Source organism: Streptomyces sp. NPDC087300 (genome assembly GCF_044744425.1).
Lineage (GTDB): Bacteria > Actinomycetota > Actinomycetes > Streptomycetales > Streptomycetaceae > Streptomyces.
Genome location: NZ_JBIUYI010000004.1, coordinates 325,400 through 339,916, shown reverse-complemented (window position 1 = coordinate 339,916; position 14,517 = coordinate 325,400). Strand labels below are relative to the sequence as shown.

At 71.2% G+C, this 14,517-nt stretch carries 13 protein-coding genes; 10 read left to right on the top strand and 3 right to left on the bottom strand.

Annotation, left to right across the window (positions count from 1 at the left end):
• Positions 1-176 precede the first annotated feature (176 nt).
• A complete protein-coding gene (locus ACIO9J_RS17300) occupies positions 177-584 on the top strand; it encodes a hypothetical protein (protein ID WP_401999423.1) in 408 nt (135 codons plus the stop codon).
• A 54-nt stretch (positions 585-638) separates the two neighbouring features.
• The gene (locus ACIO9J_RS17295; protein WP_401999420.1) at positions 639-881 is read left to right on the top strand and encodes a hypothetical protein; all 243 of its coding nucleotides are present in this window, start codon (positions 639-641) and stop codon (positions 879-881) included.
• Between the two features lie 616 nt (positions 882-1,497).
• Here the strand turns inward: ACIO9J_RS17295 and ACIO9J_RS17290 are convergent.
• Positions 1,498-2,391, bottom strand: coding sequence for an isocitrate lyase/phosphoenolpyruvate mutase family protein (locus tag ACIO9J_RS17290; protein WP_401999417.1), 894 nt, complete (start codon positions 2,389-2,391; stop codon positions 1,498-1,500).
• A gap of 54 nt (positions 2,392-2,445) precedes the next feature.
• Positions 2,446-3,240: an AraC family transcriptional regulator gene (locus ACIO9J_RS17285; protein WP_401999414.1), complete on the bottom strand. Its 795-nt coding sequence runs from the start codon at positions 3,238-3,240 to the stop codon at positions 2,446-2,448.
• Positions 3,241-3,295: 55 nt separating this feature from the next.
• On the opposite strand from ACIO9J_RS17285, the gene ACIO9J_RS17280 reads away from it, so the two are divergent.
• From ACIO9J_RS17280 to ACIO9J_RS17270, 3 genes are all read left to right on the top strand, one after another.
• Positions 3,296-3,868: a class I SAM-dependent methyltransferase gene (locus ACIO9J_RS17280; RefSeq protein ID WP_401999411.1), complete on the top strand. Its 573-nt coding sequence runs from the start codon at positions 3,296-3,298 to the stop codon at positions 3,866-3,868.
• A 14-nt stretch (positions 3,869-3,882) separates the two neighbouring features.
• Positions 3,883-4,563, top strand: a complete 681-nt coding sequence (locus tag ACIO9J_RS17275) for an AIM24 family protein (protein ID WP_401999408.1) — start codon at positions 3,883-3,885, stop codon at positions 4,561-4,563.
• A 213-nt stretch (positions 4,564-4,776) separates the two neighbouring features.
• Positions 4,777-6,903: an ATP-binding protein gene (locus tag ACIO9J_RS17270; RefSeq protein WP_401999405.1), complete on the top strand. Its 2,127-nt coding sequence runs from the start codon at positions 4,777-4,779 to the stop codon at positions 6,901-6,903.
• Between the two features lie 39 nt (positions 6,904-6,942).
• On the opposite strand, the gene ACIO9J_RS17265 is transcribed toward ACIO9J_RS17270, so the two are convergent.
• On the bottom strand, positions 6,943-7,671 hold the full coding sequence (locus ACIO9J_RS17265; protein WP_401999402.1) for a FadR/GntR family transcriptional regulator: 729 nt from the start codon (positions 7,669-7,671) through the stop codon (positions 6,943-6,945).
• A 149-nt stretch (positions 7,672-7,820) separates the two neighbouring features.
• On the opposite strand from ACIO9J_RS17265, the gene ACIO9J_RS17260 reads away from it, so the two are divergent.
• From ACIO9J_RS17260 to ACIO9J_RS17240, 5 genes are all read left to right on the top strand, one after another.
• The gene (locus tag ACIO9J_RS17260; protein WP_401999399.1) at positions 7,821-9,464 is read left to right on the top strand and encodes an ABC transporter substrate-binding protein; all 1,644 of its coding nucleotides are present in this window, start codon (positions 7,821-7,823) and stop codon (positions 9,462-9,464) included.
• A gap of 64 nt (positions 9,465-9,528) precedes the next feature.
• Entirely contained in the window at positions 9,529-10,488 is a 960-nt protein-coding gene (locus ACIO9J_RS17255; protein ID WP_401999396.1) for an ABC transporter permease, read from the top strand.
• Complete coding sequence (locus tag ACIO9J_RS17250) at positions 10,488-12,551, top strand: dipeptide/oligopeptide/nickel ABC transporter permease/ATP-binding protein (RefSeq protein ID WP_401999393.1); 2,064 nt, start codon at positions 10,488-10,490, stop codon at positions 12,549-12,551. The genes ACIO9J_RS17255 and ACIO9J_RS17250 overlap by 1 nt, the downstream gene beginning before the upstream one ends.
• Positions 12,548-13,582 carry an oligopeptide/dipeptide ABC transporter ATP-binding protein gene (locus ACIO9J_RS17245; protein WP_401999391.1) on the top strand — a complete coding sequence of 345 codons (1,035 nt, stop codon included), beginning with the start codon at positions 12,548-12,550 and terminating at the stop codon, positions 13,580-13,582. The genes ACIO9J_RS17250 and ACIO9J_RS17245 overlap by 4 nt, the downstream gene beginning before the upstream one ends.
• Entirely contained in the window at positions 13,579-14,508 is a 930-nt protein-coding gene (locus ACIO9J_RS17240) for a dihydrodipicolinate synthase family protein (RefSeq protein ID WP_401999388.1), read from the top strand. Before ACIO9J_RS17245 ends, ACIO9J_RS17240 begins: the two co-directional genes overlap by 4 nt.
• Positions 14,509-14,517: the final 9 nt, after the last annotated feature.

Here is a 14,517-nt window from a genome sequence, read left to right as displayed (position 1 = left end):
CCCACTGCCACCCAGGTTTACCCTCCGCCCCGGCTAACGCCCAGGTTTACCCCCGACAGACACCCACGGGTTGACGTCTCCGGCCCGTGCCCCCGCGTAACTTCTCCGCTCGTCGGCGAGTACGCCGGTGACCACGGACGAAGACCACGACGAAGACCACACAGGGGGAAACACTCATGCGCATACGTTCACGCATGGCCTCGATCGCGCTGACCGCCGCCATGCTGGGCGGCGGGATGGCCGCCGCGACCGCCGCCACGGCGAGCGCCGACGCGCCGAAGGACGGGGTCCAGATCCAGTCCTGCTACGGCAGCGCGAAGAACTACAAGGCCGAGGGCAGCGACGGCACGACGATCTGGCCCGCCGGGACCGCCTGGGCCAAGACCACCGGCAACTGCGCCGACATCAACATCAAGGTGAACTACAACCGGCACGTCAAGATCTGCTACCGCCACGGCTGCCAGGACTACCAGTACGCCAAGGCGGGCCAGTGGAAGGTGCTCGACGACAAGGTCCCGAACGGCTGGGAGTTCTACCTGGAGTTCTCCGGCGGCAACGACGGGACGGGCAAGGTCGCATACTGATCCGGGCCTGACGCGGGAGGGGCTGCCGCATCTGACATTCACTATGGGGGGACTGTGAGTTACGAGATCTTCGTTTGCCGGTTCATGGGTGGTGAGCCGGCGGTGCTGGACAGGGAAACCGCACACGAAGTCCTTGACCCCTACGTGACGGCGCGGGACGGCAGCTTCCTCCAGATCAAAGTGATCCTCAGTCGAGGAGCGGACCGTGAGTTGCTTCCTGAGGGCATCAGGGACGGGTGGGAAGTAGCCGTCGTGTCAACGGCCGAGGAAATCGCGCACGTGATCCAGGCGTCTTGATGCTTCTCCACTTCTTGCTCTGCCCGATCTTCATGGAGTCGCGACCCGATGCGGTCGCCCCTTACCTTCCCGGCATGGAGAGCGCGGGGGAGGCAACTGCTGTCTCACTACGCCAAGCGAACCGGCGGGGGAAACTTGGCACGCCCCCTGCCAGGCCAAGACCAAAAAGGAAAGCGAACGACGCATGGCAAGAGACGAGTTTGACCTGCCTCCGCAAGCCTCATCGAAGGTCCTCGCCCAGCGCAGCACACTGGCTGAAGAGGCTTGCCGCTCGTTGACCCAAGCCGGTTTTCCCGTGTACCGGAGTGGCCTCGGGGGCGATCTCGAAAGCAGGCCAGGGGCGGAGGTTCACGTAGAGTCCGTCGCCGATGGCGGAGTTCTGGTGAACTGGAACGCAGGGGAAGAACTGGTCACTGCCGCTGTGACTCTTCTGGAGGGTGGAGTCGATCCTTCGAATCCGCCTCACGCGCTTCGCCACTCCTCAACCGTCCATACGTGCATGCGGGAAGCTCTTCTGAGAATCCTCATCTCAGCGGGGTTCAACGTGGAAGAAGCGGACCCGCACAGCTACGGGGACGCGGTTGTCGTGAACAGCTTCCGGCGTCCCTGATCATGCTCAATGCTGCTTCCTCGCCAGTTGAACTGCCTGGTCTTCTCCTGCGGCTGGGTCGAGGTAAACGACATCGGTGACTCCAACGTGGTCTGACACCGGAGGGGCTGCCGCGTCGGCGAGGGCCTGCGTCTCGGCGTACGACGGGACGTGTGTGGGGGCCGGGGCGCCCCGGGCCGCCGACGTGGCCGTCGTCAGCGCCGCGCCGAGTGCCGCGCGGAACAGCAGCGAGCCGGTGCTGATCCGCTGGACGCCCGCCTCGGCGAGCGCCCGGAGGGACGGTCCTTCCGGCGCGTGGAGGACGTTCAGCGGGGCGTCGAGCGCCGCGGTCAGCTCCGCGATCGCGTGTACGTCCCGTAGTCCGGGTACGAACGCCCCTTCCGCACCCGCCTGTTGGTAGACGGTAAGTCGTTCGGCCGTCTCCTCCGCCGCCCCGGCGTCCGGCAGCCAGTACGTGTCCGTGCGGGCGTTGACGAAGAGTCGGCCGGATGCCGTCTCGCACGCCGCGTGCAGGATCTCGCTCTGGTGGGCGGTGTCGCGCAGCGTGCCGTCCGGGCGGCCGTCCTCGATGTTCACGCCTACGACGCCCGCGTCAGCCAACTCACCCACCAGCAGCGCGACTCGCTTCGGGTCGTCGCTGAAGCCGCCCTCGATGTCGATGGTGACGAGGGTGTCGGTGCGGGCAAGGCCGTGGGCCAGTCGTAGCGTCTGCGCTCGGGCCGCGCCCGTGCCGTCCGGCAGGCCCGCCGCGGCGGCCACGCCCAGGCTGGTCGTGCCGATCGCGCGGAACCCGGCGGCGGCGAGCGCGGCGGCCGACGCGTGGTCCCACGCGTTGGGCAGGAACAGGGGCGCGCCGGGGCGGTGGTGCAGGTCGCGGAACTCCTCGTACCGAAGTGTCATGGCACGAACGTAAGGGCGCGACGCTTCGGTGCGGGCCGAAGCGTGCCCGGGGCGTCACTCCTCGCGGACGGGGAAGTACTGGCGGGGCGTGAGCCCCACGACCCGGTGGAACGCGGCGACGAAGGAGCTGGCCGACGCGTAGCCGACGCGCCGGGCGACCGCCTCGACGGGCAGGCCCTCGGCGAGGAGGGGCATGGCGGCGCGCATCCGCAGGCGCTTGCGCCACTGGCCGAAGGCGAGGCCGGTCTCCGTGACGAAGAGCCGCGCCAATGTCCTTTCGGAGGCGCCCGCTTCGCACCCCCAGGCCTCCAGGGTCCGGTCGTCGGCCGGGTCGGCGACGAGCGCCCGCGCGACCGTGCGGGCCCGCGGGTCGCGCGGCTCGGAGACGGAGACGGTCGCCACCGGAACGGGCCGCAGGACGTCGAGGAGAACGGCCTCGGCGCGCGAGCGGGCGTCCGTGGGCAGGTCGTCGCGGACCAGATGGTCGATGAGGGCGCGCGGGAGGGGGCCGACGGCGAGGACGGTCGGTTCGGTCCAGACCGAGTCGACGGGGCAGTGCGTGGGATCGACGTAGGGGCTCCGCATCACCGTGTCGCCCTCCGCCGCGGTCGCGTGGGGCAGTCCCGCGGGGATCCACAGGGCGAGGGAGGGCGGCAGCAGCCAGGTGCCCTGCGCGGTGCGTACGCGGAGCAACCCCCTGGCCGCCCAGGCGAGTTGATGGGCCGGGTGGGTGTGCGTACGGAAGGCGCGGCCGCGTGGCATGGCGAAGTCGCCGACGAAGATCGCGGTGGTGATCGGCGCGCCGGATCCGGCGGCTCCGGTGGATCGGCCCTGTCCGGTTCGCGACATGGGACGGCAGCCTAGCCCGTGGCTGACACGGTACGGCCCGGCCTAGCGTCGCCGTATGCCGATGAACGAAGCACACCGCCAGCTGTGCAGCTCCGAGGAGTGGGCGCGGACCGTGAAGGACCGCATCCTGCCGTGGGCCCTTGAGGACATCGAACTCGGCGACGACGTGGTGGAGATCGGGCCCGGCTACGGCGCCAACCTCCGGCTGCTCGTCGACCTCGTCCCCTCCCTCACCTCGGTGGAGATCGACGGGGCGACCGCCGAACTCCTGGAGCGCGGCTGGGGCGACCGGGTCCGCGTCCTGCACGCGGACGCGGCGCGGCTGCCGCTGCCCGACGCGACGTACTCCGCGGTCGTCGGCTTCACGATGCTGCACCACGTGCCGACCGACGCGCTCCAGGACCGCATCTTCGCCGAGGCGTACCGCGTGCTGCGGCCCGGCGGGGTCTTCGCGGGCAGCGACAGCCAGCCCAGCCGCGAACTGGACGAGCTGCACGTCGGGGACATCATGAACACGGTGGACCCGGTCGAGCTGCCCGCCCGGCTCACGGCGGCGGGCTTCTCGGAGCCGGCGGTCCACCTGCACCCGGAATCCGGTGGCATGCGCTTCCGCGCCCGGAAGGCATAGCCCAAGATGTGGGCATGAAGAGTGACCTGTTCTCCAACGACCACATGGCGCAGCCGGCCCACGTGCCCGGCATGACCCTCCAGAACGCCAAGTCCATCAAGTACGCGGTCAACGGCGAGATGCTCGCGCGCCAGGGCGCGATGATCGCCTACCGGGGCGACCTCCAGTTCGAGCGGAAGAGCCAGGGCGGCGTCGGCGGCATGCTCAAGCGGGCGGTGACCGGCGAGGGGCTTCCGCTGATGGCCGTGCGCGGCCGGGGCGAGGCGTGGTTCGCGCACGAGGCGCAGAACTGCTTCATAGTCGACATCGAGCCCGGCGACGTGCTCACCGTCAACGGCCGCAACGTCCTCTGCTTCGACGCGACCCTCTCGTACAAGATCGAGACGGTGAAGGGCGCGGGCATCACCGGCGGCGGCCTGTTCAACAGCGTCTTCACGGGTTCGGGCCACCTCGGCCTGATCTGCGAGGGCAATCCCCTGGTCATCCCGGTCAGCAAGGACCAGCCGGTGTACGTCGACACGGACGCGGTCGTCGGCTGGACCGCCAACCTCAGCACCACCCTGCACCGCTCGCAGTCGATCGGCTCGATGATCCGCGGCGGCTCGGGCGAGGCGGTCCAGCTGATGCTCCAGGGCGAGGGCCACGTCATCGTCCGCCCGAGCGAGGCGACACCGCAGAAGCCGCAGCAGCACTGAGGACCGGCCCCGGTCAGCAGCGCGGCGAGCTACCCGGCGCGGGCGCCTCCGGTTCCGTGCTCGGAACCGTCGCGGCCCCCCATTGATCGCGCCAGTCGCAGTGCTGACCGGAGCTGGCTCTCCGTTGTGGGAATGTGAGCGCATCGTCCTCGGCAGGGCTCAACTTGCGGCAATCGGGCGCCCCTCCCACCCCCGCGGAGGAGACTACGGATCATGAATCTCCCCTCTGAGACAACGAGTTTCGTCGGGCGGGCAGCCGAACTGCGGGAGATCAGCGACCTGTTGGCGGGGGCCCGCCTCGTGACCCTGACCGGGGTGGGCGGCGTCGGGAAGTCGCGTCTCGCCCTGCGGGCCGCCCACCGGCTCCAGGAGCGGTACGCCGACGGGGCCCGCCTGGTCCGGCTTGCCCCGCTCCGCGACGCCTCCCTGCTAGGGAACGTGCTGCTCGAAGAGTTGCTCCTGGCCGACCAGACCCTGCGGCCGCCCGAGGAACTGGCCGCCGAGTGGCTCGCAGGCAAGCAGCTCCTGCTCGTACTCGACTCGTGCGAGCACCTGGTGACCGAGTGCGCCCGGCTGGCCCGCACGCTCCTGGACACCGCCCCGGAGCTGCGAATCCTGGCCACCAGCAGGCAGCCGCTCGGCACCCGCGGCGAGCGCGTCGTGGCGGTGTGCCCGCTGCCGCTGCCCCGCCCGCCCACACGGAGGGACGCGCCGCCCGAGCACAGCGACGCGGTGACGCTCTTCGCGGAGCGCGCCGCGACCGCGCTGCCCGGCTTCGAACTGTGCGCGGCGCGCCGGGCCTCCGCGGCCGCCGTCTGCCGCCGCCTGGACGGCATCCCGCTCGCCATCGAACTGGCCGCCGCGCAGCTCGCCGAGCTCTCCCTCGAACAGCTCGCCGACCGCATCCAGCACCGTTTCGACGCGCTCACCGAACGGTCGGGCACCGGCACCGCCGCTCTGCCGCGCCACCGCACGCTGCGCACCACCATCGGCTGGAGCCACGAGCTGTGCACGCCCCTGGAACGGCTGCTGTGGGCGCGCCTGTCCGTCTTCAACGGCGGCTTCGACCTGGGCGGCGCGCGTGCGGTGGGCGCGGGCGGGCCGATCCCGGCGGGCGAGGTCGAACAACTCCTGGACGGCCTGGTCGCCAAGTCCCTCGTACGCCGCCGTTCGAACGGCACGGAGCGCCCGCCGCGCTACGACATGCTCGACACCGTCCGCGAGTACGGCGCCCAGTGGCTGCGCGAGCTCGACGAGGAGCACACCGCGCGGTGCGCGCACCGGGACCACCATCTGGACCTGGTGCTGCGGGCCGACGCGGAGTGGATGGGGCCGCACCAGGTCGACTGGTACAACCGCCTGGCGGCCGAGCACGCCAACCTCCGTACGGCGCTGGACTTCTCTCTGTCCCAGGGGCACGGCCGCGCCGCGCTCGACATGGGCGGCGCGCTCTGGTTCTTCTGGTTCGCGTGCGGATTCACGCGGGAGGGCAGGCACTATCTCGGGTGGGCGCTCGACGTGTGCGGGGAGCCGGGGCCCGCGCGCGCCAAGGCCCTGTGGGCGAACGGGGTGGTGGCCATCGCGCAGGGCGACACCGGCGCGGCCTGGCGGCTCGCCGCCGCGTTCCGCGAGGCGGTGCGGGACAGCACCGACCCGGACGCGGCCGCCGCCGCGGCCTATCTCGAGGGCGCCGCGCTGACCCTGCGGGGCGATCAGCGGGCGGCCGCCGAGGTGTTCGCCTCGGTGGCGGACCTCCCGGCGGACGACGAAGCCGGGGGCAGGGGTGGGGCCGGGGCCGGGCGCGGGGCCTTTCCCGCGGCTCACTTCCTGAACCAGGTGACCAGTGCGTTCGTGCACGTCCACCGCGGGGAGTTCGCGGCGGCCGCCGCCGTCGCCGACGCGCTGTGCGACCGGTGCGCGCGGCGCGGCGAGCGGTGGATGCACGCCTGGGCCGAGTACACCAGGGCGCTGGCCGCCGTCGGCCTCGGCCGGCCCGCCGAGGCCGCCGCGCACGCCCGGTCGGCGCTGCGCGGCAAGGCGCTGCTGCACGACACCATCGGCACCGTGATGACCGTGGACCTGCTCGCGTCGACGACCGCCGCATCGGGCCACGGGGTACGGGCGGCCCGGCTGCTCGGCATCGGCCAGCGCATGTGGCAGACCGTCGGCCTCCCCCAGATGGGCATGCCCGAACTCCTCGCCGCGCGCGAGCGGTCGGAGCTGCGGATCAGGTCGTGCATAGGCGACGCGGCGTACGAGAGGTCCTACCGCACGGGCCTGGACACCGACCCCACGGACGGCCTCGCCTACGCCCTCGCATCGGATGCGCCGTCGGCCTAGGAGCCGCGTCGGAGGCTCCGCCGAGCACCCGGGACCCGCTCACCCCACCCCCCGCATCCCCTGCCCCGCCCGCTCCCCGATCCCCCTGAAGTGGTCCGCCATCGCCCGCTGCGCGCGCCCCACGTCCCTGGCGCGGAGCGCCGTCACGATGTCCCGGTGTCTGCGTACCGTCACGTCCGGCGCCGGGTCGTTGGACCAGCCGCGTGCGCCCGCCACCCGGTGGAAGACGTTCCAGAACGCGCCGAGGAGCTGTGGCACCAGCTCGTTGCCGAGGGAGCGGTAGAGCGTCTCGTGGAACTCGCGGTCCAGGTCGGGGAAGGCCGTGCCGGTCTCCGCCGCGTCCTCCATGCGGCCCACCAGGTCCTCCAGGCAGCACAGTTCCGCATCCGTGAGGGAGCCCGCGACCCGTCGCATCAGGCCCTCCTCCAGGACCTCGCGGACCTCCAGGATCTCCGCGAGGGCGTGGTCGTCGTCGCGGACCCGGACGAGCGCGCGGAAGGTCAGACCGTCGGCGAGCGGGGTGAGGGACGCCTGGCCGACGTACGTTCCGTAGCCGTGTCTGATCTCCACGATGTCCAGGGCCTGGAGCGCCTTGAGCGCCTCGCGCACGGAGTTGCGGCTGACGCCGAGCGCTTCCATCAGCTCGGTCTCGGTGGGCAGCGGGGCGCCGGGCAGCAGCCCCCTGTCCAGGATCAACTGCACGACCTCACGCCGCACTTGACCGCTCACACGCCGCTCTCGGACTGGCTCCTCAGGCATGCGGGTCATCGTAGGCACGGGTGACATCCCACGTCCCACCTCCGGTACGAGTTCGCCGCATTCGGATCCCTGCGCGATCTCTTGACCGGGTCCCGCACCGCTCCTATGGTCGCCACGCCACCACGACGTAGGACGTGGGATCTCTCAAGGGAGACACAGTGAGCGACCAGACCCCCCGGACCACGCACCACGGAGTCGCGCCGGACCGCCGCTCCTTCCTCAGGTACACCGGTGCCCTTGGCGCGGCCGCCGCCATCACCACCACGCTCTCCGCCTGTTCGTCGGGGCCCGAGTCCACCAACGACACCGGGGGCGGCGGCAAGGGCGGCGACGCCACGCTCACGGCCGTCATCGGCTATGGCAACGACGGCAGTTGGGACCCGACGCAGACCGCGTCCGCGTTCGCGATGGCCGGCAACGAGCACATCTACGAGGGGCTGCTCGGCACCGACCCGATCACCCGCGAGCCCTACGCCGCCCTCGCCACCCAGATCCCCGCCGACCTCAAGGCGACCACCTGGAAGTTCGCGCTGCGCCCCGGCGCCAAGTGGCACGACGGCAAGCCGGTCACCGCCGACGACGTGGTCTTCGTCTTCGAGCGGATCCTCGACCCGAAGACGCAGACCCTGGCCAAGGGCTTCTTCGCGAGCTGGCTGAAGGAGGTCAGGAAGGTCGACGCGATGAACGTCGAGCTGATCCTGAAGTTCCCCTTCCCCGACGGCGCGGCCCGCCTCTCCCTCGCCAAGATCATGCCGAAGCACGTGTTCTCCGAGCCCGGCGCCTGGGACGACGCGACCAAGGGCAAGGCGGTGGGCTCGGGCCCCTACCGGCAGACCGCGCACCACGCGAAGTCGAACACCACCTTCGAGGCGTTCGGCGACTACAACGGGCCGCGCAAGGCCGCCTTCAAGAAGATGAACTGGCTGACCATCGTGGACGCCGCGCCGCGCGTCGCGAAGATCTCGGGCGGCAGCGCGGACGCGGAGATCGCCGACAACATCCCGTACGCCAACATCGAGCAGCTGAAGAAGGGCGGCCTCACCGTCGAGGGCGGTGCGGGCATGAACAACCTGTTCCTGCTCTTCAACACCGCGCACAAGCCGTTCGACGACGTACGCGTACGCCAGGCCCTGCACTACGCCATCGACCGCGAGAAGATGATCGAGGCCGCGCTCAAGGGCCACGGCAAGGCGTCGACGTCCTTCCTCAACGAGTCCAACCCCTCCTACCGGCCCGCCAAGTCCGTGTACGGCTACGACCTGGCGAAGGCGAAGAAGCTCCTGACGGAGGCCGGGGTCGACGGCCTGAAGATCAACCTGATGGCCGTGAACGTGAGCTGGATCGTGGACTGCCTGCCGACCATCAAGGACGGCTGGGAGAAGCTCGGCGTCGACGTCACCCTCGATCCGCAGGAGACCACCGCCGTCTTCACCAAGCTGGACCAGAAGAAGGACTTCCAGGTGGTCGCGGCCGCCTCCAACCCCAACCAGTTCGGGCTCGACGCCGACCTGATCATGCACTACAACTACGGCCCCGAGAACATCTGGATGGGCTACGCGCGCTGGGCGGGCAACTCCGTCGCCAAGAAGCTCTTCAAGGACATGGACCAGGCGACGCGCGAGCCCGAGGCGTCGAAGAAGCGGGCCATGATCCAGGACTACATCGACGTCGTCGCCGAGCAGGCCGTGCTCTACCCGGTCGTGCACAACGAGCTGATGACCGCCTGGGACCCCAAGAAGATCACCGGCGTCAAGGCCCAGCCCTACCCGGGGATCAATCTGCTCCAGGCCAAGTGGGCCTGATCCGGAGCCAGTTCGGGAGCCTTTGGAATCCCAGGAGCCCCAGCCAGTTCAGGAGTCGTACGCCGTGACCGCAGTCCTCAGAATCCTGGCCCGCCGCATCGCCCTGCTCGTCCCGCTGCTGCTCGGCATCGTCCTGTTCGTGTTCCTCGTGATGCGGTTCTCGGACGTCGACCCGGCATCGGCGTTCTTCCAGGGCGCGAACCCGACGCCCCAGCAGCTCCACGACTTCCGGGAGGAGAACGGCCTCCTCGACCCGCTGCCGGTCCGCTACGTCGCGTTCGTGGGGGACCTGCTCCGGGGCGACATGGGCATCAGCGTCCTCAACCGCTCCCCCGTGCTCGACCAGGTCACCACGGCGCTGCCGCTCACCATGCAGCTCGCCTTCCTCGGCCTCGGCATCGCGGTCGTCCTCTCCCTGGCCCTCGGCGTGACCGCCGCGATCTACCGCGACCGGCTGCCCGACCAGCTGATCCGCGTCGTCTCGCTGACCGGTGTCGCGGCGCCCGGCTTCTGGCTGGCGCTCCTGATGATCCAGTACCTCGCGGTGGACCTCGGCTGGTTCCCCACCGGCGGCTACATCAACCCCGGCGACTCCCTCACCGGCTGGCTCAAGACCATGACGCTGCCCGCCTTCGCGCTCTCCCTGCCGGTGGCGGCGGGCCTCACCCGCATCATCCGCACCGCCGTGGTCGAGGAGCTGGACAAGGACTACGTCCGCACGGCCGTCGGCAGCGGACTGCCCCCGGTGGTGGTCGTCGGCCGCAACGTCCTGCGCAACGCGCTCATCAACCCGCTCACCGTCCTCGGTCTGCGCGTCGGCTATCTGCTCGGCGGCGCCGTCGTCATCGAGACGATCTTCTCGCTGCCCGGCATGGGGAAACTGATGATCGACGCGGTGAAGAACGGCGACCCTGCCGTCGTGCAGGGCGTCGTCATCACCACCGCCGTCGGCTTCGTCGTCGTCAACCTCGTCATCGACGTCCTCCACCTCCTGGTCAATCCGCGTCTGAGGGGAGCCAGTTGATGATCGCGTCGCGCAAGGCACTCGCCGCACGCCTCTCCGTTCCCGGCATCAGGCCGCGCCCCCTGCGGGGACTGCCCGTCCTGTCCCGGATCGCCGTCGCCGTCGTCGGCCTCGTCGTCCTGGTGGCACTGTTCGCCCCGCTCCTCGCCCCGCACGACCCGCTCGACCAGCAGACCCAGACCGACGGCACCGGGCACCCCTCGGCCGACCACTGGATGGGCCAGGACAGCCTGGGCCGCGACATCCTCAGCAGGCTGATGTACGGCGCCCGCTGGTCCCTGGCCATCGGGCTCGGCGCCACCCTGCTCGCCCTCGTCGTCGGGGCGGTCATCGGCGCGATCGCCGCGACCTCCCGCAAGGCCGTCGACGAGGCGCTGATGCGCTGCCTCGACGTCGTCATGGCGTTCCCCGGCATCGCCCTCGCCGCCGTGCTCGTCGCGGTCTTCGGCGGCGGCATCGTCGTCCTCATCTGCGCCATCGCGTTCCTGTTCACACCGCCGATCGCCCGGGTCGTACGGGCCAACGTCCTCGACCAGTACGGCGAGGACTACGTGGTCGCCGAACGCATCATCGGCGCCCGTACGCCGCACATCCTGATCCGCCACGTCGCCGTCAACTGCGCCGCGCCCATCCTGGTCTTCTGCACCGTGCAGGTCGCCGAGGCCATCGTCTTCGAGGCGTCGCTCTCCTTCATCGGCGCGGGCGTCCGGCCGCCCGACCCGTCCTGGGGCAGCGTCGTCGCCGACGGCAAGAACATGGTCCTGATCGGCGGCTGGTGGGCGACCGTCTTCCCCGGCCTCCTGATGCTGCTCACCGTCCTCGCCCTCAACATCCTCTCCGAGGGCGTCTCCGACGCCTGGGCCGCGCCCTCCACCCGCGACGTCTCGGGGCGCGACGTGGCGAAGGCCCGCGACGAGGACCCCCTCGAAGCCGCCGCGCCCGGCAGCGGCGAGGTCCTCGCGCTGCCCGGCCTGACCGAGGCCGCCCACCGCCTGCGCTCCCGGGCCCGCCCACTGCCCGACGGGGCCCCGGTGCTCACCGTCAACGGCCTCGCCGTCGGCTTCGACCAGCGCCACGGCGGCGTGGACATCGTCGACGGCATCAGCTTCTCCGTACGCCCCGGCGAAGTCCTCGGCCTGGTCGGCGAGTCGGGCTGCGGCAAGTCGCTGACCGCCCTCACCGTGATGGGCCTCCAGCCGAGGGGCGCCCGGGTCAGGGGCCGCGTCACCTTCGACGGGCAGGAGCTCACCGGCCTGCCGATGCGGGCCCGGCGCCGCCTCCTCGGCCACGACATGGCGATGATCTACCAGGACGCCCTCTCCTCGCTGAACCCCGCGATGACCGTCCGCGCCCAGCTCAAACAGGTCGTACGAAGGGGCGGCAGGCGCACCCCCGTCGAACTCCTCGAACTGGTCGGCCTGGACCCGGAACGCACCCTGCGCAGCTATCCGCACGAACTCTCCGGCGGCCAGCGCCAGCGCGTCCTGATCGCCATGGCCCTCTCCCGCGACCCGAAACTGATCGTCGCCGACGAGCCCACCACCGCGCTCGACGTCACCGTCCAGGCGCAGATCATCCAGCTCCTGCTCCGGCTGCGCGAGGAGCTGGGCTTCGCGCTGATCCTCGTCTCGCACGACCTGGCCCTCGTCGCCGACGTCACCGACCGGGTGGTGGTGATGTACGGCGGCCAGATCGTCGAGACGGGCGTCACCGCCGACCTGGTGGAGCACCCCACCCACCACTACACGCGGGGCCTGCTCGGCTCGGTGCTCTCCCTGGAATCGGCGGCGCGCCGCCTCACCCAGATCAAGGGCGTGGTCCCGTCCCCCGCGGACTTCCCCCGGGGCTGCCGCTTCGCGGACAGGTGCCCGCTGGCCTCCTCCGTGTGCAGGAGCGACGCACCGGAGCTGATCGGCGACCGCTCCCACGCGACGGCATGCCACCACCCGGCGCAGGCAGGAGCGCCCCCAAGGGGCGCGGGGAACGGCGCGACCAGCCCCCACGAACCCGCACCCGACATCCCGCCTGCCCGCCGCCCCACGAAGGAGAGTGATCCGAAATGACCACCCCCATCGCGGAGTTGCACGACGTACACGTAGTGCACAGGGCCCGTTCGGGCGGCCTCCTGTCCCGGGACAAGGTGTACGCCCTGACAAGCGCCTCCCTGTCCATCGCCCCGAGCGAAACGGTAGGCATCGTCGGCGAATCGGGCTGCGGCAAGACGACCCTGGCGAAGGTGCTCGTCGGCGTCCAGCGCCCCACCACGGGGACGGTGTCGTTCCGGGGCCAGGACCTCTGGACGATGAGACCCGCACCCCGACGGACGGCGATCGGCACCCGCACGGGCATGATCTTCCAGGACCCCTCGACGGCCCTGAACCGCAGGCTCCCCGTACGGCAGGTCCTGCGCGACCCGCTCGACGTGCACAGGCGCGGCACCCCGAGGGAACGCGACATCCGCGTACGGGACTTGATGGAACTCGTCGGCCTGCCCAAGGCCCTCGCCGACGCCCTGCCCGGCCAACTGTCCGGCGGACAACGCCAACGCGTCGCCATCGCCCGCGCGCTCGCCCTCGAACCCGATCTGGTCGTGGCCGACGAGCCGACCAGCGCCCTCGACGTCTCCGTGCGCGCCCAGATCCTGAACCTCCTCCTCGACCTGAAGGAACGCCTGGGCCTCGCCCTCGTCTTCGTCTCGCACGACATCCAGACCGTCCGCAGGATGAGCGACCGCGTCGTCACGATGTACCTCGGCAGGATCGTCGAGGAGTCGCCCGCCGCCGAGATCCTCGACCGGGCCAGGCACCCGTACACCCGCGCCCTGTTCTCCGCCACGCCCGGACTCCTCGACCCCATCGACCCGATTCCGCTGGCGGGTCCCGTGCCCTCGGCGACCCACCCGCCGAGCGGCTGCCCGTTCCGCACCCGCTGCTGGAAGGCCGACGAGGTGTGCGCGACCGCGATGCCGAATCCGGAACCCGCGGGCCCCGCGCACACGTTCCGCTGCCACCACCCCGTGGGCATAGGACAGTCGACCCACGATCTCGTCACCCAGGCCGCCGCCACGGCCCCAGCCATCAGGGAGCGTCCATGACTCCGCCCGCCCCGCTCACCGGTGTCGTCCCACCCGTCTGCACCCCCCTGACACCGGAGGGCGAGGTGGACACCGCGTCGCTCGTCAGGCTCGTCGACCATCTGGTCGCGGGCGGTGTGGACGGCCTGTTCGTGCTCGGCTCGACCTCGGAGGTCGCCTACCTCACCGACCGGCAACGGGCCCTGGTGCTCGACACGGTCGTACGGCACGTGGCCGGTCAACTGCCCGTCCTGGCGGGCGCGATCGACATGACGACGCCCCGCGTCCTGGACCACGTGCGCGCGCTCGGCGCCGGCGGCGCCGACGCGGTGGTGGTCACCGCCCCCTTCTACACGCGCACGCACCCCGCCGAGATCGCCCGCCACTACCGGCTCGTCGCGCGCGGCTCCGCGGTGCCCGTCCTCGCGTACGACCTGCCGATGGCCGTCCACACGAAGCTGTCCGCCGAACTGGTCCTGGAACTGGCCGCGGAGGGCGTCCTCGCGGGCCTGAAGGACTCCAGCGGCGACGAGGGCGGCTTCCGGCGCGTCATCCTCGGCAGGCGGTCGGGCCCGACGGACCTGAGCGTGCTCACGGGCTCCGAGGTGACGGCCGACGCGGCGCTCGCGATGGGCGCGGACGGTGTCGTGCCGGGGCTCGGGAACGTCGACCCGGCGGGGTACGTGCGCCTGTACCGCGCCTGCCGCGCGGGCGACTGGGCGCTCGCGCGGACCGAACAGGAGCGTCTGTGCGGCCTGTTCGGCATGGTCACCGTGGGCGATCCGGCCCGGATGGGCGGCAGTTCGTCGGCGCTCGGCGCCTTCAAGGCGGCGCTGCGGCTGCGCGGCATCATCGACTGCCCCGCCACGGCCGCGCCGCAGATCCCGCTGTCGGCCGAGGACATCGAGCGGGTCGGCAAGTACCTGGCGGCGGCGGGCCTGATGTGACCTCGCCGC